General features: G+C 68.4%; 23 protein-coding genes. 14 read left to right on the plus strand and 9 right to left on the minus strand.

Annotation, left to right across the window (positions count from 1 at the left end):
• Positions 1 to 24: 24 nt before the first annotated feature.
• On the minus strand, positions 25 to 627 hold the full coding sequence (locus HUA78_RS01345) for a GNAT family N-acetyltransferase (protein WP_217439725.1): 603 nt from the start codon (positions 625 to 627) through the stop codon (positions 25 to 27).
• 380 nt (positions 628 to 1,007) lie between these two features.
• Here HUA78_RS01345 and HUA78_RS01350 point away from each other — a divergent pair, with 380 nt between their 5' ends.
• Together HUA78_RS01350 and HUA78_RS01355 are read left to right on the plus strand one after the other, a co-directional pair.
• A complete protein-coding gene (locus tag HUA78_RS01350) occupies positions 1,008 to 1,250 on the plus strand; it encodes a hypothetical protein (RefSeq protein ID WP_174475495.1) in 243 nt (80 codons plus the stop codon).
• A 52-nt stretch (positions 1,251 to 1,302) separates the two neighbouring features.
• Positions 1,303 to 1,977, plus strand: a complete 675-nt coding sequence (locus HUA78_RS01355) for a site-2 protease family protein (RefSeq protein WP_174461251.1) — start codon at positions 1,303 to 1,305, stop codon at positions 1,975 to 1,977.
• Positions 1,978 to 1,997: 20 nt separating this feature from the next.
• Here HUA78_RS01355 and HUA78_RS01360 read toward each other — a convergent pair whose 3' ends face one another.
• The 5 genes from HUA78_RS01360 to HUA78_RS01380 all read right to left on the minus strand — a co-directional run bounded on the left by HUA78_RS01360 (position 1,998) and on the right by HUA78_RS01380 (position 5,885).
• Positions 1,998 to 2,654: a LysE family translocator gene (locus HUA78_RS01360; protein WP_246137725.1), complete on the minus strand. Its 657-nt coding sequence runs from the start codon at positions 2,652 to 2,654 to the stop codon at positions 1,998 to 2,000.
• A 151-nt stretch (positions 2,655 to 2,805) separates the two neighbouring features.
• Entirely contained in the window at positions 2,806 to 3,639 is an 834-nt protein-coding gene (gene aqpZ, locus HUA78_RS01365) for an aquaporin Z (protein ID WP_141647999.1), read from the minus strand.
• 238 nt (positions 3,640 to 3,877) lie between these two features.
• Positions 3,878 to 4,411 carry a hypoxanthine phosphoribosyltransferase gene (hpt, locus tag HUA78_RS01370; RefSeq protein ID WP_141648000.1) on the minus strand — a complete coding sequence of 178 codons (534 nt, stop codon included), beginning with the start codon at positions 4,409 to 4,411 and terminating at the stop codon, positions 3,878 to 3,880.
• Positions 4,412 to 4,424: 13 nt separating this feature from the next.
• Entirely contained in the window at positions 4,425 to 5,240 is an 816-nt protein-coding gene (locus tag HUA78_RS01375; RefSeq protein ID WP_174461252.1) for a uracil phosphoribosyltransferase, read from the minus strand.
• Between the two features lie 45 nt (positions 5,241 to 5,285).
• Entirely contained in the window at positions 5,286 to 5,885 is a 600-nt protein-coding gene (locus tag HUA78_RS01380; RefSeq protein ID WP_141648002.1) for a thymidine kinase, read from the minus strand.
• A 204-nt stretch (positions 5,886 to 6,089) separates the two neighbouring features.
• Between HUA78_RS01380 and HUA78_RS01385 the strand changes: the two genes are divergently transcribed.
• The 12 genes from HUA78_RS01385 (at position 6,090) to dnaB (ending at position 15,816) form a co-directional block, all read left to right on the plus strand.
• Complete coding sequence (locus HUA78_RS01385) at positions 6,090 to 6,467, plus strand: DUF5658 family protein (protein ID WP_371745468.1); 378 nt, start codon at positions 6,090 to 6,092, stop codon at positions 6,465 to 6,467.
• A 132-nt stretch (positions 6,468 to 6,599) separates the two neighbouring features.
• Entirely contained in the window at positions 6,600 to 6,899 is a 300-nt protein-coding gene (spoVG, locus tag HUA78_RS01390; protein ID WP_046715132.1) for a septation regulator SpoVG, read from the plus strand.
• 44 nt (positions 6,900 to 6,943) lie between these two features.
• On the plus strand, positions 6,944 to 7,894 hold the full coding sequence (locus HUA78_RS01395) for a ribose-phosphate pyrophosphokinase (RefSeq protein WP_141648003.1): 951 nt from the start codon (positions 6,944 to 6,946) through the stop codon (positions 7,892 to 7,894).
• Positions 7,895 to 8,069: 175 nt separating this feature from the next.
• Positions 8,070 to 8,750 (plus strand): 50S ribosomal protein L25/general stress protein Ctc, encoded by a 681-nt coding sequence (locus HUA78_RS01400; protein ID WP_141648004.1) that lies wholly within the window; start codon positions 8,070 to 8,072, stop codon positions 8,748 to 8,750.
• 72 nt (positions 8,751 to 8,822) lie between these two features.
• Complete coding sequence (gene pth / locus HUA78_RS01405) at positions 8,823 to 9,398, plus strand: aminoacyl-tRNA hydrolase (RefSeq protein WP_174467610.1); 576 nt, start codon at positions 8,823 to 8,825, stop codon at positions 9,396 to 9,398.
• Positions 9,399 to 9,671: 273 nt separating this feature from the next.
• Positions 9,672 to 10,151 (plus strand): 30S ribosomal protein S6, encoded by a 480-nt coding sequence (gene rpsF / locus HUA78_RS01410; RefSeq protein ID WP_141648006.1) that lies wholly within the window; start codon positions 9,672 to 9,674, stop codon positions 10,149 to 10,151.
• A gap of 50 nt (positions 10,152 to 10,201) precedes the next feature.
• Entirely contained in the window at positions 10,202 to 10,600 is a 399-nt protein-coding gene (gene rpsR / locus HUA78_RS01415; protein ID WP_141648007.1) for a 30S ribosomal protein S18, read from the plus strand.
• A gap of 27 nt (positions 10,601 to 10,627) precedes the next feature.
• Entirely contained in the window at positions 10,628 to 11,071 is a 444-nt protein-coding gene (rplI, locus tag HUA78_RS01420) for a 50S ribosomal protein L9 (protein ID WP_141648008.1), read from the plus strand.
• Positions 11,072 to 11,254: 183 nt separating this feature from the next.
• Entirely contained in the window at positions 11,255 to 12,433 is a 1,179-nt protein-coding gene (locus HUA78_RS01425) for an acyltransferase (protein ID WP_174475496.1), read from the plus strand.
• Between the two features lie 9 nt (positions 12,434 to 12,442).
• Complete coding sequence (locus tag HUA78_RS01430; RefSeq protein WP_174475497.1) at positions 12,443 to 13,582, plus strand: sensor histidine kinase; 1,140 nt, start codon at positions 12,443 to 12,445, stop codon at positions 13,580 to 13,582.
• Positions 13,579 to 14,349 carry a LytTR family DNA-binding domain-containing protein gene (locus tag HUA78_RS01435; protein ID WP_174453481.1) on the plus strand — a complete coding sequence of 257 codons (771 nt, stop codon included), beginning with the start codon at positions 13,579 to 13,581 and terminating at the stop codon, positions 14,347 to 14,349. The genes HUA78_RS01430 and HUA78_RS01435 overlap by 4 nt, the downstream gene beginning before the upstream one ends.
• Positions 14,350 to 14,448: 99 nt before the next feature.
• Entirely contained in the window at positions 14,449 to 15,816 is a 1,368-nt protein-coding gene (dnaB, locus tag HUA78_RS01440) for a replicative DNA helicase (RefSeq protein ID WP_141648518.1), read from the plus strand.
• A 61-nt stretch (positions 15,817 to 15,877) separates the two neighbouring features.
• On the opposite strand, the gene HUA78_RS01445 is transcribed toward dnaB, so the two are convergent.
• The 3 genes from HUA78_RS01445 to thiE are packed head-to-tail and all read right to left on the minus strand — an operon-like array spanning position 15,878 to position 18,102.
• Positions 15,878 to 16,663 (minus strand): bifunctional hydroxymethylpyrimidine kinase/phosphomethylpyrimidine kinase, encoded by a 786-nt coding sequence (locus HUA78_RS01445; protein WP_174475498.1) that lies wholly within the window; start codon positions 16,661 to 16,663, stop codon positions 15,878 to 15,880.
• Complete coding sequence (locus HUA78_RS01450) at positions 16,660 to 17,424, minus strand: gamma-glutamyl-gamma-aminobutyrate hydrolase family protein (protein WP_174475499.1); 765 nt, start codon at positions 17,422 to 17,424, stop codon at positions 16,660 to 16,662. The genes HUA78_RS01445 and HUA78_RS01450 overlap by 4 nt, the downstream gene beginning before the upstream one ends.
• Positions 17,425 to 17,445: 21 nt before the next feature.
• On the minus strand, positions 17,446 to 18,102 hold the full coding sequence (gene thiE, locus HUA78_RS01455) for a thiamine phosphate synthase (RefSeq protein WP_174467606.1): 657 nt from the start codon (positions 18,100 to 18,102) through the stop codon (positions 17,446 to 17,448).
• Between the last annotated feature and the right edge of the window lie 21 nt (positions 18,103 to 18,123).

The raw sequence follows: 18,123 nt of genomic DNA on the forward strand, positions 1-18,123 counted from the left end.
CCCTTCCCGGGCCCGCCTCCCGTGTCACGCGGACAAATCGTACCGGTAGACGTGGCGGCGACTTCCCTCTCGCCCCACGCCCTGGAAGCCGAGCTGTTCGAACGTCTCCACGAAACCCATGAAACGGTAGCTCGGTGAGTCGGGGTCCACGGGGTATGCCTCCAGGACCTTGCCGCCCCGCTTGCGAGCATGGGTGATGGCGGCCTTGATGAGTCGCCGCGACACTCCCTGCCCTCGCGCTTCACGGGTGACGAAGAAACACGCCAGGGACCACACGCTGCCCGGCGCTTCATCCGGAGCCTCCAGCCCCCCGAGCCCCTTCCGGTACGTCTCCCGAGGCGCGATGGAGCACCAGGCCACGGGCTCGTCCCCGAGATAGCCCAGGAGCCCCACCGGAGTCCCCTGCTTCACCCGCCGATGCATCGCCGCCTTGCGGTGTGCGTTGTCCGCGAGCCGGGCTTCCGCGCCCTCCGCCCGCCACACCATGCACCAGCAGTACTTGGGCCCGCCCTGGCTCTCGAACAGCCGCGCGAAGTCGCGCCAGCGCTCCGCATCCACCTCGTGCGTGGTGAACCGTCCCGAGGGCGCCACGGACGAGCGAGGCTTCGCCGTCGAACGCCGAGTCACACTCCGCTCTGAAGCAGCACTCCCGCGTGAAGTCCTGCGAGTGGGCATGCGTCTCTCCTCCTTCTCAAGCTAGGGCCTTCCCCCAAGGGCGGCACCTCCCGCGCGCATCCCTGGCCTGCCTCCTCGCCTGCCCCTCCTCCACTCCCCAAACCAGACACCACCCCACTCCGGGCTCGTCACCTCCGACGGACGAACCCCGTGCACTCATGTCTGGGAAAAGACCGGCCTCGTCGAGAGTCCTGGCCCCACTCAATCCCAGCACGCGCCGCTACCGTGTCGGTTTCAGCCACGCGGCACAGGAAGCAGACAATGGCAGACAGCACGGGACGATTGATGGTCGATGCGGGGAGCGCCCTTCGGTTCCACGCGAAGGTGTCCCGGTGGCCCGCCTTCGTCGCGGCGGTGACTCCACCGTCGCGCCGGGCCTTTCGGACGTGGGCAAGGCCGACCTGAGCCACATAGACGGCTCTGGCGCGGCCCATCTGCTCGCGGCCTTCGCCAACCCCACCGGGACGGGCAACGGGCACCATCAAATCTCGTGGTTCAACCTGGGGCCCGGCTCCAAGTCCATCACCCTGGACGTGCCTCGCGGGACGGAGGACGTCACCAGACCGTGCCCTTGAGCGGGGCCCGGTGAAGGCCGACGGTTCCGCGTGATAAACAGGGGGCACACCCATGGAACGTGCTGCCCTGCTCTTCTGGCTCTGGATGCTCGCCTTCGCCGTCACCGCCCTCTGGGCGTTGAGTCAGGCGGCCGTGGCCAGCTCGTTCGGCGTCAGACCCACCCTCGTGAAGCTGGGCTACGGCCCCAACCTCGTCACGCTGTCTCTGGGCGGCATCCAGTGGGCCTTGCACCCACTCATCCCCCTGGGCAGCTCGGTGCGCTTCAACGGGCCTCCGGAAGACGCACCCACGGAAGCCCCCGCCGACAACCGCCTCCACCAGCTCCCGCTGGTCCTGCACGCGGCCACCATCATCCTGCCCTGGGCGCTGCTCGTCGTCGTCGCCATGGCATGCCTCGGCGCCGGCGAGGGACTGAGCCAGTTCCTCACCGGCTTCACCGTCCCATTCCAGTACTCACGGCTGCCGGACCGCATCGAGCGCTTCGTCGCCCTGCTGCGCCACGGCGAGCTGTTGCAGGCCTGGGGGCTGGCGAGCGCCAAGGTGGCCGCCATCAACCTGCTGCCCATGCCCATCCTCGCGGGTGGCTCGCTGCTGGCGCTCCCCTGGCGTAAGCAGCGCGAGCGGCTCCCGGTGTGGGCGGCGGGCCTGAATCTCGTGACGCTGCTCATCCTCCTGCCCTGGGCCGGCTACGCCCTGTACCTTTTCGGCGCGGCCATCTTCCGCTGAAGGCGGGGACATCGCGACGGCTAGGAGCGCTCCTGGAGCGCCAGCCGCGCGCCCAGCGCGACGAAGACGCCTCCCGTCACCCGCTGCTGCCACGCCGCGAAGCGCGGGTTGCGCCGCAGCCAGCCGCCGAACGCGCCCGCCACGCCCGCGAGGAACGCGAGCCACAGAGTCCCCGTCACGTCGAACAAGAGCCCGAGCAGGACGAACTGCAGGCCCGGTGAGCCTCGCGACGGGTCCACGAACTGCGGCAGGAAGGCCAGGAAGAACAAGGCCACCTTCGGGTTCAGCACGTTGGTGACGACACCGTCGCGGAAGATTCGCCACAGGCTCGCGGGCTGGAGTTCCCGCACCGCCTCGGGCCCCTGCTTGCTGCGCAGCATCCGCACGCCCATCCACACGAGGTAGAGCGCGCCCACCCACTTCACCACCAGGAAGGCCATGGCGGAGGTCGCCAGCAGCGCCGACAGTCCCAGGGCCGCAGCCGCGATGTGGAACAGGCACCCGACGCAGATGCCCAGCGCGGAGACGAAGCCCGCGGCGCGGCCCTGTCCCATGCTCCGGGCCAGCACATACATCGTGTCCGGCCCTGGCGTGAGGTTGAGGACCAGTCCCGCGAGGATGAAGGCCACCAGGCGCGTCGGCTCGAAGAGCATGTCGAAGGGCTTTCGCTCCGTCATCCCGGAGCAGGGAACGGGAAGGCACGGCCCCCTCCCATCCCTCGTATACGCCCGGAAGCACCGCCAGGAAAGCCACGGGCAGGGGCCCCGCGCGCGACGGGCCCTGCTCGGAGGAGCAAGGCCCGTCCACGCAATGCGGCCTTCTTCGCCCCTACACCGGCGAGCGCGTGTGGCTGCGGTCCTGGGCGACGCGCTCCGCACGCTCGGCATCCAGCGAGCGTTCGGCCGTGCGCGCGGTGATGGCCCCCGCCGGGCTGAACACGGAGCGGTACACGGCGGCGGCCAGGCCCGCGCCCAGCATCGGCGCGATGATGAACATCCACAGCTGGGTGAGCGCCTGCCCGCCCGCGAACACCGCCGGCCCCAGGCTGCGCGCGGGATTCACGGACGTGTTCGTCACGGGGATGCCCACCAGGTGGATGAGCGTCAGCACCAGACCAATGGCGATGCCGGCGAAGCCCACCGGCGCCTTCGCGTCCGTCGCCCCCAGCACCGTCAGCACGAGCAGGAAGGTGAGCGCCACCTCCGCCAGGAACGCCGCCCCCGCGCCATAGCCCTCGGGCGAGGCGAGGCCGTATCCGTTCGAGCCCAGCCCCGCCACCGAGGCCTGGTAGCCCCCGGGGACGCCCTTCGCGATGAGCAGCACCACGCCCGCAGCCAGCACGGCCCCCAGACACTGCGCCACGATGTAGCCGAGGATGTGCTTGTTCTCGAACTTGCCCGCCAATGACAACCCCACCGTCACCGCGGGATTCACGTGGCAGCCGGAGATGGGGCCAATCGCATACACCATGGCCAGCAGCGACAGGCCGAAGGCGAAGGACACGCCCAGGAAACCGATGCGGTCCCCCGCCAGCACGGCCGCACCCACGCCGCCGAGCACCAGGACGAACGTCCCGATGAACTCCGCCAGGTACCTCCTCATCGAATCATTGCCCCCGGCCGCTGTAGCAGCCGGGATTCTCTTGTCTGTCGCTGAACGCATGCGCACCCTCTCCGGCCGCACGCACCAGGACACGAGCACTCGCGTCCGGCGCCTCGCGGCGCAAACAGTCCCACCCGGGACGCTGCGCACGCTCTTCCTTTCGACAACAGTCCACTGCCCTCCACGCCAGGAGAGCGGCATCCACGCGAGGCGCTCGACGCTCCGCCACCCCTGACGCGGGACTTCAAGCCGGCGGGAAGGCGACCCACTCCCCGCGCGGCTGGAGGAAACCGGAGGGCTACTTGCCCTTCATCACGCCAATGAATGGCACGTTCCGGTACTTCTCCGCGTAGTCCAGGCCGTAGCCGACGACGAAGAGGTCTTCGATGACGAAGCCCTTGTAGTCGATGTCGATCTTCGTCCGCGCGCGCGCCGGCTTCTCCAGGAGCGAGCAGAGCTTCAGCGACGCCGGGTGCCGGGCCCGCAGGTTCTCCAGCAGGAAGCTCATGGTGAGCCCCGTGTCGATGATGTCCTCGATGATGAGCAGGTGCTTGCCCGCCATCGGCTTGCTGACGTCGGTGGTGATGCGCACCTCACCCGTCGTCTCCGTGCCACCCTGGTAGCTGGACACGCCCAGGAACTCCAACGTCAGCGGCAGGTCCACCGCCCGCGCCAGGTCCATGGCGAAGAACGTGGAGCCCTTCAACACGCAGACGAGCGTCAGCTCCTTGCCCGCGTAGTCCCGGGTGATTTGCGCGCCCAGCTCCCGCACGCGCGCCTGCAGCTTGTCCTCCGAAATATGGACGCCAACTTCCTGCTCGTAGAACGCCAAGGCTTCCTCCGCGCTACACGTAGGCGTTGTTCATGATCTCCCCGAAGCCGCCGCCACCGGGGACGATGTACTGCCGGTCATCCAGGCCTCGCTCCTTCTCCCAGAGCGCCCCCGGCGCCGTGCCGAAGACCTCCGGAGGAGACAGACCCCGATCCAACCGGAGCGCGTAGATGATCACGTCCGGATGGTCCGTCGTCATCTTCCGCAAGTATTCCGGCGTGACGATGAGGTTGAGGGTGATGATGCGCCGGGGGGTGCCGGGCACCTTCTCCTTGTAGAGCTTGATGGCCGTGGAGAGGCTGCCGCCCGTGGCCCCCATGGGGTCCGGGAAGAGGACGAGCGCGTCGTCCACGTCCCCACCAATCTTCGCGCCGCCAATCTGCGAGCCCACCACCGTCTCGGCCGCGTCGATCATCCGGCTCATGATGATGTGGTCCTGGCGCACCACCGACGGGTCCACCGTGGCGTTGAGCAGGTCATACGTCACCTGGGACGGCAGCGTGCCCGCCCGCGCGATGTTCACCGTCACCACCCGGACGTGCGGGTCGATGACCTCGCCCTGGTAGAGCCCCTGCGGGGTGGAGTCGATCATCCGTGTCGGCAGGCTGACCATCTTCCGCGGGAACTCCGCGTTCACCACCGTCTTCACCAGGTCGCTGTAGAGCGTCTCCACCAGCCGGTTGATCTGGGGTTGGATGACGCCCTTGGCGCACAAGGTGGCCAGTTGGGAGAGCAGGAACGGATTGCCCACCAGGTGGACGTTGGGTCCATAGTGGTGGGTCATCTCGTTCAGCCGGAAGGGCACGTTCGCGTACAGGGTGTCACGCATTCGGTCGGTTCCTCTCGTGCCCTGATGCCCGCGGGCGAAGCGGGGTCAGTCGAACAGTTCGAGCGTCTGCGGCGGCGTGCCCTCGGTGGGCTCCGGAACATGACACTTGCGGCACCGCGGCTCGTACGCGCCCGCCGCGCCCACCACCACGCGCTCTCCACTGGAGACGAGGCGCTGGGAGCGATTGGCCGGATTGCCGCAAACCACGCAGATGGCCAGCTCCTTCGTCACGTACTCCGCCACCGCCATCAACTGCGGCATCGGCTCGAAGGGACGGCCCTGGTAGTCCTGGTCCAGTCCCGCGCAGATGACGCGCAGCCCCTTGTTGGCCAGCGCCTCCACCACCGCGACGACCTCCGCGCCGAAGAACTGCACCTCGTCGATGCCCACCACCTGCGTGTCGGGCTCCAACCGGTAAAAAATCTCTTCAGCCCGCTCCAACGGCGTGGACGTCACCTTCAGCTTCGAGTGACTCACCACCTGCGTTTCGTCGTACCGGTTGTCGATGCGAGGTTTGAACACCTGCACCTTCTGCTTGCCGTACACGGCGCGCTGGACGCGGCGGATCAACTCCTCCGTCTTACCGGAGAACATCGAACCGCAAATGACCTCTATCCACCCGATATCTTTGGGGAATTGGTGCAAGGGACGCTCGCCTGGCCTGGGGGCGGAGGGGCGCGGATACTCTGTCACCCCCCCGCGGGAGTCAACCGCCAACCGCGTCCTCGTGACAGCCCCCTCGGGCGTGCCGGGGCCCGCCTGCCCGCCCGCCCCTCCAAGTTCCATCCGGGCGCTGGCAAGCCGCTTGAAAGGAACCGCCTCCGGAAGGTCGGGACTGGGAGGCAGGGCGTGGCGACGACGACGATGGAGCAGGTTCGGGGCGCGGTCCGCGGTGGAATGGCTTCCTTCTATGCGTCACCCGCCTCGGTGGCGTTGCTGATGCTCAACCTCATGGACGGGCTGTTCACGCTGCTCTTCCTCCAGTTGGGCGTGGCGGAGGAACTCAACCCTCTCATGCGGCTGGCCTACGAGCAGTCACCGCTCTTCTTCATGTTCGCCAAGCTGCTCATCGTGAACGCCGGCCTGTGGCTGTTGTGCTTGCACAGGCGTCTGCGCGCCAGCCGCCTCGCCATCCGAGCAGGCGCCGTCGTCTACGGAATCATCGTCGTCTACCATCTGGCTTTTCTGACCCACCTGGTCCTGCACTGGCCAGGAGCCCTTGGGTAGTCCCTTTCACGCTCTGGACTGTGCGCGAGTGGAACAATGGTGAGGGAACTCCTTCACCATACCCTTGCATTTTGCACCCGGTATGTCCCAGGCTTCCCGCCAGCTCCGACCTTTCGGGTTCGGGGGGGGACCATGAACATCACCGACGTCCGGGTGTTTCCGGTCGAAGAGGACAAGCTCAAGGCGTACGTCACCATCACCCTGGATCACTGCTTCGTCATACGCGACTTGAAGGTCATCCACGGCTCCTCGGGGCTGTTCATCGCGATGCCGGCGAAGAAGCGCAAGGATGGAACGTACAAGGATATAGCCCACCCGCTCAACGCGGACACACGCAGCCAGATGGAGCGTGTCATTCTCATGGAGTACGAGCGGCACCTCCATCAGGCGCAAGCCGGGATGCTCGGTCCGATGCCAGCAGATCTCGACTAACGCCTTCACATCCGCGCGTGTCCAGGTTAGTCAGCGGGCCCATCATGCAGCCGCGCGACTTCAAGATCTTCGCCGGGAGCTCGAATCCCGGCCTGGCTCACCGAATCTGTGAGTACCTCAAGCGTCCGCTCGGCAAGGCGGAGGTGGGTCGCTTCTCCGACGGAGAAATCCACGTCGAGATTGGCGAGAACGTCCGCGGTCACGACGTCTTCATCCTCCAGTCGACGAGCCCGCCGACCAACGACCATCTGATGGAGATGCTCATCATCTGCGACGCCCTGAAGCGGGCGAGCGCGAGCTCCATCACCGCCGTCATCCCGTATTACGGGTATGCCAGGCAGGACCGGAAGGTCGCCCCGCGCACGCCGATCACCGCGAAGCTCGTCGCGGACCTGCTGGAAGTGGCCGGCGCCGAGCGCGTCGTCTCCATGGACATGCACGCCGGGCAGATCCAGGGCTTCTTCAACATCCCCTCGGACCACCTGTACGGCTCGCCGGTGTTCCTGGAGGACCTGCGCAAGCGCTTCCCGGAGTCGCAGGAGCTGGTCATCGTGTCGCCGGACGCTGGTGGCGTCGAACGCGCGCGCGCCTACTCCAAGCGCCTCAACACGGGGCTGGCCATCATCGACAAGCGCCGCCCGCGCCCCAACGCCTCCGAGGTGATGAACCTCATCGGCGACGTGTCCGGCAAGGATGCCGTCCTCGTGGACGACATGGTGGACACCGCCGGCACGCTCGCCCAGGCCGCCGCGGCGCTCAAGGCCAAGGGCGCCCGCCGCGTGGTCGCCTACGCGGTGCACCCCATCCTCTCCGGCCCCGCCATCCAGCGCATCCAGGACTCCGTGCTGGAAGAGGTCGTCTTCACGGACACCGTGCCGCTGTCGCCCGCGGCGCAGGCGTGCTCGAAGATTCGCGTGCTCACCACCGAGCGCCTCTTCGGCGAGGCCATCGCCCGCATCCACCGGGCCGACTCGCTCAGCTCGCTGTTCGTCTGAGGCTCGGGTCGCCCGTCCGCCGGGCGACTTGACTCCACGCTCGGGGGCTGGCATGTCCGGCCTCCTCCAACGGTCCCCTTCGCGGCGCCGTCTTCGGGGCCCGCCACTGGGGCGGGATGCCGAGGGCGCCAGGGTGGCCGGTGGTCACCGCGGTACCCATTCCCAAGGTATTTCCATGTCCGAAAACAAGAACACCCTCGAGGCGAAGTCGCGTGAAGGCTCTGGCAAGGGCTTTGCCCGCAAGCTGCGCGCCCAGGGTGTGGTGCCCGCCGTGGTGTACGGCAAGCACCTGAAGACGCCCGTGCACATCTCGGTGGACCCGAAGGCCGTGCGCGCGGCCATCAACACCCCGCACAAGTTCAACACCGTCATCCAGCTGAAGCTGGCCAGCGGTGACCAGCAGGTCCTCCTGAAGGACTACCAGATGGACCCCGTCACCCGGGACATCCTGCACGTGGACTTCATCGGCGTGCGCGCGGACGAGCAGGTCAAGGTGGACGTGCCGCTCGTGCTCGTCGGCAAGTCGGTGGGCGTGGCCGAGGGTGGTCTGCTCAGCCAGATTCGCCGTGAAATCACGGTCTGGGCGCTGCCGAACGCCATTCCCGAGCGCATCGAGGTGGACGTGACGGCGCTGAAGATCGCCGAGGCGCTGCACATCAACGACGTGAAGTTCCCGGCCGGCGTGTCGGTGAAGTCGAACGTCAACTACACCGTGGCGGTCGTCGCCGCGCCCGAGGCGGCCGAGGTGGCCCCCGTGGCGGCTGCGGCGGCCCCCGCCGCCGCGGCTCCCGCGGCGAAGGCTGGCGACAAGGCGGCGGCCCCCGCGGCCGCGGCCAAGGCCCCCGCGAAGAAGTAGTCGTCTTCCGGTGTACCCTGGACACGGGGCTGGCCTCCCTGAGGCTGGCCCCGTTTCTTTTTGGAGCCTCCCATGAAGCTCATCTGCGGGCTGGGCAACCCGGGGCGCGAGTACGAGCGGCACCGGCACAACATCGGATTCATGGTGGTGGAGGCGCTGCTGTCGCGAGCGCGCGCGGAGCTGAATCAGGAGAAGTTCGCCGCGAAAGTGGGCCAGGGGACCCTGGCGGGCGAGCGCATCCTCTTCGTCGAGCCGCAGACCTTCATGAACCTGTCGGGCCGCTCGGTGGCCGAGGCGGCGCGCTTCTACAAGATTGCTCCCGAGGACGTGTTCGTCATCCACGATGAACTGGACCTGCCCCTGGGCCGGCTGCAGCTCAAGGCGGGCGGCGGCAGCGGGGGCCACAACGGCCTGAAGAGCATCGTCGCGAGCCTGGGCTCGGAGGCGTTCATCCGCCTGCGCTTCGGCATCGACAAGCCGGAGGGGCCCAATGCCCGCGAGCGCGTCGCCGACTACGTCCTGTCCAACTTCGACGACGGGGAGCGCCGCCAGCTGGACGAACTGAAGGACCGCGCCATGGACATGACCGAGTGCTGGGTGCGCGAGGGGCTGTCGGTGGCGATGAACCGCTTCAACCGGAAGGCCTGAGGCCCCTCGGAGCGCCCGGGACGGGGGGAGCGGACAGGCGAGCTTTCCGGGAGCTTGACTTGCCCGGGGGGCCCTCCTAGAAGGCCCGTTCGCTCGCTGGGTGGTTGATCCAGTGGGATGTTCTTTTTCAGCTTCCCGTGTTGGTGCACGGGACGTAGCGCGAGGGTGACGGGCGCGCGGTTTCCCGTTCCCGGTGGTGGCCATGGGGCCAATCGCCGTTTCCCCGCTCCTCGGATTGTCCGGGGGGCACTCGACCCCAAGGGGAGAGAAAACATGGCAGAGACGCAGGCCGCCAAGCGGCTTCGTGAGTACGAGACCATCTTCCTGGTCAAGCCGGACCTGACTGACGACAACGTGGACAAGCTCAAGGAGCGCGTCCGTGGCATCGTCTCCCGCGAGGGTGGCAAGGTCCTCCGCTTCACGGTGTGGGGCAAGAAGAAGACCCTGTTCCCCGTGGCGAAGCAGCCCCGCGCCATCTACGTGCACGCCAGCTACCTGGGCGGTTCGGGTCTGGTGGCGGAGATTGAGCGCAACCTGAAGAACCTCGATGAGGTCACCCGCTACATCTCCGTGAAGCTGGCGGATGAGGTGGACCCCGAGACGCGTCCGGTCCTCGAGGACCTGAAGCTCGCCGGCGATGTGGAGGAGACCCGTCCGGGCGCTCCCGAGCCGCGCGAGGGTGGCGGGTTCCGCGGCGACGTGGCCGAGGAGTCCGTGGGCGAGGCGGAGGAGGAGTCGTCCGAGGAGGCCTGAGCGCCACCTGGGACATTCTCTAGGGACCTTTTCAGGAAACGAGAAAGTTCATGAGCAACGGAACGGACAGCAAGACGGGCGGCTCGTCGTCGGGCGGCCGCAGTGGCGGCTTCGGCGGCGGCGGTGGGCCTCGCGGTGATCGCGGTGGAGACCGTGGCGGAGACCGTGGTGGTGATCGCGGAGACCGCGGTGGCATGGGCGGCGATGACGAGAAGCGCGGCGGTGGCCGTGGCTTCGGCCGCAAGAAGGTCTGCCGGTTCTGCGCGGAGAAGAACGCGTCGGTGGATTTCAAGGACCAGGCGACGCTGAAGTACTTCGTCACCGAGCGCGGCAAGATCATTCCCCGCCGCATCTCTGGCAACTGCGCGAAGCACCAGCGTGAGGTGGCCACGGCCATCAAGCGCGCGCGCGGCATCGCCCTGCTCCCCTACAACGCGGTGGTCGGCTAACCGCCGGGTCCGCTCAGGAGACTGAACATGAAGGTCATTCTGCGAGAGGACATCGAGAACCTCGGCAAGTCCGGGGAGCTCGTCACCGTGAAGGACGGCTTCGGCCGTAACTACCTGCTGCCGCGCAAGAAGGCGGTTCTGGCGAGCGAGCAGAACCTCCGTCAGCTCGAGCACGAGAAGGCGGTCATCACCGCCCGCAATGCCAAGCTGAAGGGCGCCGCGGAGGAGCAGGCGAAGAAGGTCGGCTCCATCAAGGTCGTCATCAAGCGCAAGGTCGGCGATCAGGACAAGCTGTTCGGGTCCGTCACCGCGCTGGATATCGCCGAGGCCGTGGCGGCCCAGGGTCAGACGGTGGACCGTCGCGCCCTGCACCTGCCCGAGCCCATCAAGGCGATTGGCAGCTACGAAGTCGAGCTGCGCCTGCACCGCGACGTGACGGCGAAGATCAAGGTCGAAGTCGCCGCCGAGTAACGGCTCGACTCCGCCTCAAGCGGGTTCGAGAAGGCCGCCCGGGGCAACCCGGGCGGCCTTTTCATTTGGGGATGGCCGGCCGTGTTCTCGCGTCCGGCTCGCGCCGTGGCCGGTCCGTCCTACGACAGGCGCGTGGAGCCTTCCGAGGCGGGTGGGTATCCAGGAGGCACAGGAGGCTCGCCCATGAGCACGCCCGACCCCGCCCCGACATCTCCCGCCGACGCCCATCGCCCCGACCTGGACTGGCTCCGCGTCGTCGCCATCCTCGTGCTGCACCTGTTCCACACGGGGATGATGTTCAACCGGTGGGACTGGCACATCAAGGCGCCCACGCTGCTGCCGGTGCTGGAGCTGCCCATGGACATCCTGCACCACGTGCGCATGCCGCTGCTGATGGTCATCTCCGGCGTGGGGACGGCCCTCGCGCTGCGGCGGCGCTCGCTGCGTGACTTCGCGGGGGACCGGACGCGCCGGCTGCTGCTGCCGGTGGTCTTCGGCATGTTCGTCATCGTGCCGCCGCAAATCTACGTGGAGCGCGTGTTCACGGGGCGGTTCCAGGGCAGCTACGCGGACTTCTATCCCTCTGTCTTCGGCCTCGTCCCCTACCCCGCGGGCAGCCTGAGCTGGCACCACCTCTGGTTCGTCGTCTACCTCTTCGCCTTCTGCCTCCTGGCGCTGCCGCTGTTCTGGGCGCTGGGGACAGCGCGCGGGAAGGCCTGGCTCGCGAAGGCCGAGGCCTGGCTGTGCCGGGGTCCGAATCTCCTGTGGCTGTTCATCCCGCTCTTCGTCAACGACCTGCTGCTGCACCGCTTCCCGCAGACGCACGCGCTGTTCGACGACCCGAGGACCTTTGGCCACTACGGCCTGCTGTTCCTCATGGGGCACCTGCTCGGCCGCGCGCCCAGGGTCTGGGACGTCCTGGTGGAGCGCCGGTGGTGGCTGCTGGGCGTGTCAGCGGTCCTCTTCGCCATCATGGCGCCAGAGAGCGAGTTCGACCTGGTGCCCGAGGTGCTCGGGGGCACGTCGGCCCAGTGGCTGTTCATCCTGACCGCGCTGGGCTGGGCGCGCCGGTGCGTGCGGACGGAAAGCCGGTGGGTCCGGCACGCGCAGGAGCTGTCGTATCCGTTCTACATCTTCCACCAGACGGTCATCATCGTCGTCGGCTTCGCGATGCTGCGGCTGCCCGTGGGGCCGTGGAGCCTCTTCGGCTGCGTGCTCGTCACGACCTTCCTCATCAGCTGGGGCTTGAGCGAGCTGGTGGCCCGCCTGCCCTGGTTGAGGCCGTTCTTCGGGTTGAAGGCCCGTGTGGTGTCCCGTCCCGAAGCGACGCTCCAGGGCGCGCCCACGGGGCATACTGCGTGACGGAGAGCCATGGCCGACACCCTCCCGACGTCCGCCCTCGAGGTGCCGCAGTCCCGGTCCTGGCGGTGGCCCCGCTTCCGGTTGCGCCCGGTGCTCGGGGTGTTGGCCTTCTGCCTCGTCGTGGGCGTGTCGTATGGCGCCGCGGTGAGGTTGGATCAGCTCGCCAACGGACACACCTCCCTCCCCGCATCGCGGGCCTTCTTCTGGGAAATCACGGGTGCGCTCTCGGCCTGGGTGACGCTGCCCCTCATCCAGACCGCGACGCTGAACGCCCCGTCACCGCGCGCCTCGGGGTGGGCGCGCTTCCTGGGGCTGCACGTGGTGGGATTCGCGCTCTACACCTCCGTGCACATCCTGGTCATGCTGGGCATTCGCTACCTGCTCTACCCGCTGCTGGGCTGGGGTGAGTACGAGTACGGGCCCATGGCCTTCCGACTGCCCATGGAGGTGTCGAAGGACCTGATTGCCTACGGGCTCGCCGTCACCTTCATCAGCCTCTTCACGGCCTGGCGGAATCAACATGCGCGAGCGCTGCGCGAAGCGGAGCTGGAGGGTGAGCTTCGCAGCGCGCAGCTCCAGTCCCTCACCGGCCAGCTCCACCCGCACTTCCTCTTCAACTCGCTGCACACCATCAGCTCGGTCATGTACGAGGACCTGGCGCGAACGGACCGGCTGCTCAGCGACCTGGGACATGTGCTGCGCGCCAGCCTGGAGCGCGCGGAGCCCACGTGGACACTGGCCGAGGAGCGCGCGCATACCGCGCGCTTCGTGGGGCTCCTGTCCGCGCGCTTCGGGGACCGGCTCGCGGTGCACTGGAGCGTGGAGCCGGGCCTGGACTCGGCGCGCGTGCCCTGCTTCGCGTTGCAGACCCTGGTGGAGAACGCGGTGAAGCACAACCAGGACCGCGTGCAGCCGCTGGAGGTGCGCATCCGCGCCAGCGAGACGGCGGGCACATGGCGGCTGGAGGTCGAGGACACGGGCCGAGGCTTCGGCGGTGAATCGCCCGCCTCGGGGACGGGCGTGGGACTGGCGCACCTGGAGCAGATCCTCGCGCTCCTGCACGACGGGCGGGCCCGGATGGAGCGAGGCCAGGGACCCGAGGGTGGAGCGCGCGTGTCGCTGACGCTGCCCCTGGGAGCGAAGCCATGACGACCTTCCGCGTGCTGGCGGTGGACGACGAGACACCCGCCCGGGCCAAGGTGCGGCGCTTTCTGGAAGGCGAGTCGCGCTTCACGCTGGTGGGCGAGGCCGCGGATGGAACGGAAGCGCTCGCGAGCATCGAGTCGCTGAAGCCAGACCTCGTCATCCTCGACGTGCAGATGCCAGGACTGACGGGCTTCGAGGTGCTGGAGGCGCTCGGGCCGGGAACGGGCCCCGCGGTCATCTTCTCCACCGCGTATGACGGCTTCGCGCTCCGGGCCTTCGAGGCGCACGCGGTGGACTACCTGCTCAAGCCCTACGACGGCGAGCGCTTCGCCCGCGCGCTGGACAAGGCCCATGCGCTGCTGCTCGGTGGAGGCTCGGAGGCCGCGAGGCTCCAGGCGCTCCTGCGAGAAGTGGCCTCGGCGACGCCACGACGCGCGCTGGAGCGGCTGGTGGTGAAGTCGGGTGAGGCGTGGGTGCCGCTGCGCCTGGAGGACGTGTGGCGCCTGTCGTCCGAGGACAAGTACGTGCGCGTGTACACCGCCCAGGGTGAGCATCTGGTGCGCCAGAGCCTGCGCGCGCTGGAGGAGCGGTTGGACCCGGAGCGCTTCGTGCGCATCCATCGCGGAGACATCATCAACCTGGACGCGGTGGCGAAGTTGGAGCCCTGGAGCCACGGAGACGGAATCCTCGTGCTGAGGAACGGCACGACGGTGGTGCTCAGCCGCACGTGGCGTGAAGCATTCCTCCAGCGTTGGGGAATGGAAGGCTGATTGCGGGTAGGTCCACCTTCCTCCGCCCACCCGCCGCTACAGGTCTGTGGCGGAATATTTCTGCCATGTCAGAGCCGCCTGTAGAGTGGGCGGGCAGCCATGGAGAACTCCCTAGACCTCAGAGATGGGCGAAAGGTCCACGAGGACCTGGCCGCCGAGCGTGCAGTGCTCGGCGCCGTACTCGCGGACAACACGCTCATCGCTGCCGTAGGCGAAGTGGTCCACGCGGACGACTTCTCCAGCCCCGCGCACGCGCAGATTTTCGCGGCGATGATTCGCCTGGACGGAAAGCAGCAACAGGTCGACCACCTGACGCTGGCTGAAGAACTCAAGGTCCTGGGACACCTCGTCGCCGTGGGCGGCCCCGCGTACCTGATGCGGTTGGACCAGGTGGTTCCGCTGGCCTCCAACGCCGTCCAGTACGCGAACATCGTCAAGGACCAGGCGCTGCGACGCCGGCTGGCGAACGTCGGCCGCGAAATCCAGGACCTCGCCAGCCAGGAAACGGGCGAGCTGGAGGTGTTGCTCGACGAGGCCGAGCGCAAGGTGTTCCTCCTCGCGGAGAAGAAGCGCGAGGGAGACCTGCGGCCCGTCAGCGAGCTGATGGAGCACACGCTCGATCTGCTCGACAAGATGAAGGCGGCGTCGACGGGCATCACGGGCCTGTCCACCGGCTACATCGACCTGGACAACCAGCTCACGGGGCTGCACGCCGGTGAGCTCATCATCCTCGCGGCGCGTCCCGGCGTCGGCAAGACGTCCTTCGCGATGAACATCGCGGTGAACGCGGCGCTGAAGGAGAACAAGGCCGTTGGCATCTTCAGCCTGGAAATGCCCGCCGACCAGCTCCTGATGCGTCTGCTCGCGTCCACCGCGCGCGTGGACATGAAGAAGCTGCGTGGCGGCCGGCTCTCTCCGCACGACGAGGAGAAGTTCCAGGAGATGGCGGGTGCCCTCTACAACGCGCCCATCTACATCGACGACTCGGGTGGCCTGTCTCCGTTCGACCTGCGCGCCAAGGCGCGCCGCGTGAAGCAGAAGGACCCGCGCCTGTCTCTCCTCATCATCGACTACCTCCAGTTGATGCATCAGAAGGGCAAGGTGGAGAGCCGCCAGTTGGAAGTCGCCGAAATCTCCCGTGCGCTCAAGCAGTTGGCCAAGGAGCTGGAGGTCCCCATCATCGCGCTCAGTCAGCTCAGCCGTAAGGTCGAGGAGCGCAAGGGCGGCAAGCCCATGCTGTCGGACCTGCGTGAGTCCGGCTCCATCGAACAGGACGCCGACGTGGTGATGTTCATCCACCGCGAGGAGACGGAAGAAGGGGGCGAGGCGCCGCCTCAGTCGCAGTCAAACACCGTCATCCCCGTCGAGCTCATCATCGCCAAGCAGCGCAACGGGCCCATCGGCGAAATCTCCCTGGTGTTCCTCGCCGAGTACACCCGCTTCGAAAGCCGCAGCCGGGCCGAGTAACACCAGCGCGCGACGTGCCCGGCCCGCCCTGCTCCAAGCCCGTGCGCCAGTAGCGCACCACCTACCTCCGGGCCGCGCGAGTACGGTGCGACGTGCCCGGCCCGCCCTCCTCCGCGCCCGTGCGCAGGTAGCGCACCACCAGGGCCCGAGCCACGCGCGTGGCGGCCTCCAGCGTGCGGCCCCGCCCCAGCTCCGTCGCCAGCGCGGAGGCCAGCCGACACCCCGTGCCACGACGCTCGGGCGCGCGCGTCAGTCGCTGGCCCTTCAACACACGGACGCCTTCGGGTGTGGCCAGCACATCCGCCAACCCCTGCGCATCCGGCAGGTGCCCGCCCTTCACCAGCACCGCGCCAAAGCCGTGCTCCACCAGCGCGACAGCCGCCTCACGCGCCGCCCCCACCGTGTCCGGTACGGGCCTGCCCAGGAGCCACCCGGCTTCGTCCAGGTTCGGGGTGAGCACGACACGCGGGCCCGCGAGCGACAGGTAGCGCCGGGCAGACAAACGGGACAACAGTTGCCCCCGAGACGTCCGCACCACCGGGTCCACCACCCACCAGGCCCGCGTCCCGGCCAGCGCGGCGCTCGCGGCCTCGAGCTGCGCGAGGCCCGGCACCATGCCCCACTTCACCGCGTGCACCTCACCCAGCTCGCGCGCGGCGATCAGCTGCGCACGCACCACGCGGGGCGGAGACGCCACCCAGGAGAAGGTGACACGGCCCTGCGCCGTCTGCGCCAGGGGCACCGCCACCGGCTGCCCTTCCAGCGCACGCACCGCGGCCACATCCGCCAGCAGCCCCGCTCTTCCCGTGGGCTCGAGCCCCGCCAACAGGACGACGCGCGGAATCACCGCCGATGCTCTCGCGCTTTCTGGATGAAGGACTTGTACAGCCCCACGTGCACGGGAATCGTCGTCGCCATGTACTCGGGATGCCACTGCACGCCCACCGCGAAGGCGTGGGCGGTGGACTCGATGGCCTCCACCACGCCGTCGGGCGCCATCGCGCAGATGCTCACGTCGCGCCCGGGGCTGCGCACCGACTGGTGATGCGTGGAGTTCACCATGAGCTGGCCGTGCCCGACCGCCTCCGCGAGCAGCGAGCCGCTGCGCACGTCCACCGGATGCTGCGGCTGCGTGCGGTCATGCTTCTGCTCGTGCTCACGAGCGCCCTGCACCTCACGGCCGATGTCCTGGAACAGCGTGCCACCCAACACCACGTTGAGCAGCTGCATGCCGCCACAGACGCCCAGCACCGGCATGTTGCGCTTGAGCGCCCCGCGCATCAGCGCCGCCTCGAACGCGGTGCGCCCTTCCTTCAGCGCGCCCAGTCCCTCGCGCGCCGTTTCCCCATACGCCTCGGGAGGAATGTCGAAGGCGCCGCCGGTGACGAGCAGTCCGGACACGCGGTCCAGATACGCGTCCACACACGTGGGGTCGTCCGCGTACGGCAGGACGAACGGAAGGCCCCCGGCGCGCAGCACCGCGTCGGCGTAGGGCACCTTCAGCTCGTACCGCGCGAAGGGCTGATCCTCGGGCTGGCTCCAGTCCGGGGTAATGCCGATGTTGGGCCGCCGGGGCGGCTGGCCATGGTGACGCGGATGATTGTTCATGGGGGGGTCCGTCGGTCGAACCTACCCCCCCACACGTCCCCGTTCAAACGCAGCCGTCAGCAGGCGCACCCGCTCGGCGATATCCTGGGCGAGCAGGACGTCCGAAACCACCGCCGCGCCATGCGCGCCCGACGCCGCCACCCGCCCCACGTTCTCCAGTCCCACGCCACCAATGCCCACCACCGGCAGCGGGCTGTCAGTCACGACCCGCGCCAGCCCCTCCAGCCCCAGCACCGGTGCGGGAACCTGCTTCGTCGTCGTGCCGAAGACGGGCCCCACGCCCACGTAGTCCGCGCCCGCCTCTCGCGCCGCCCTCGCGCCCTCGGCGTCTCGCACCGTGACGCCCACCAGGCGACCAGGCCCCAGGAGCGCGCGCGCCGCCTCCGCGGGCAGGTCCTCATCGCCCACGTGCACGCCATCCGCGTCCGCCAGCAGCGCCAGGTCCACCCTGTCGTTGAGCAGGCACACCGCGCCCGCGCGCCGACACAACCGGACGACCTCCCGAGCCACGGACAGCGCCTCGCGCACCGGCGTTCGCTTCATGCGCAGTTGCACCACCCGCGCTCCACCCGCGAGCATCCGCTCCGCCTTGAGAACCAGGGGCATGTCCACCCGCACGGTGTCGTCGCACAGCAGATACAGTCCCGGGGGAAGCAGCGGACGGGGCGGGGCGTTCATCGGCACCAGGAAGGCGGGACG

This window comes from Myxococcus sp. CA033 (assembly GCF_013336625.1).
In the GTDB taxonomy this organism is placed as follows: Bacteria; Myxococcota; Myxococcia; order Myxococcales; family Myxococcaceae; genus Myxococcus; species Myxococcus llanfairpwllgwyngyllgogerychwyrndrobwllllantysiliogogogochensis.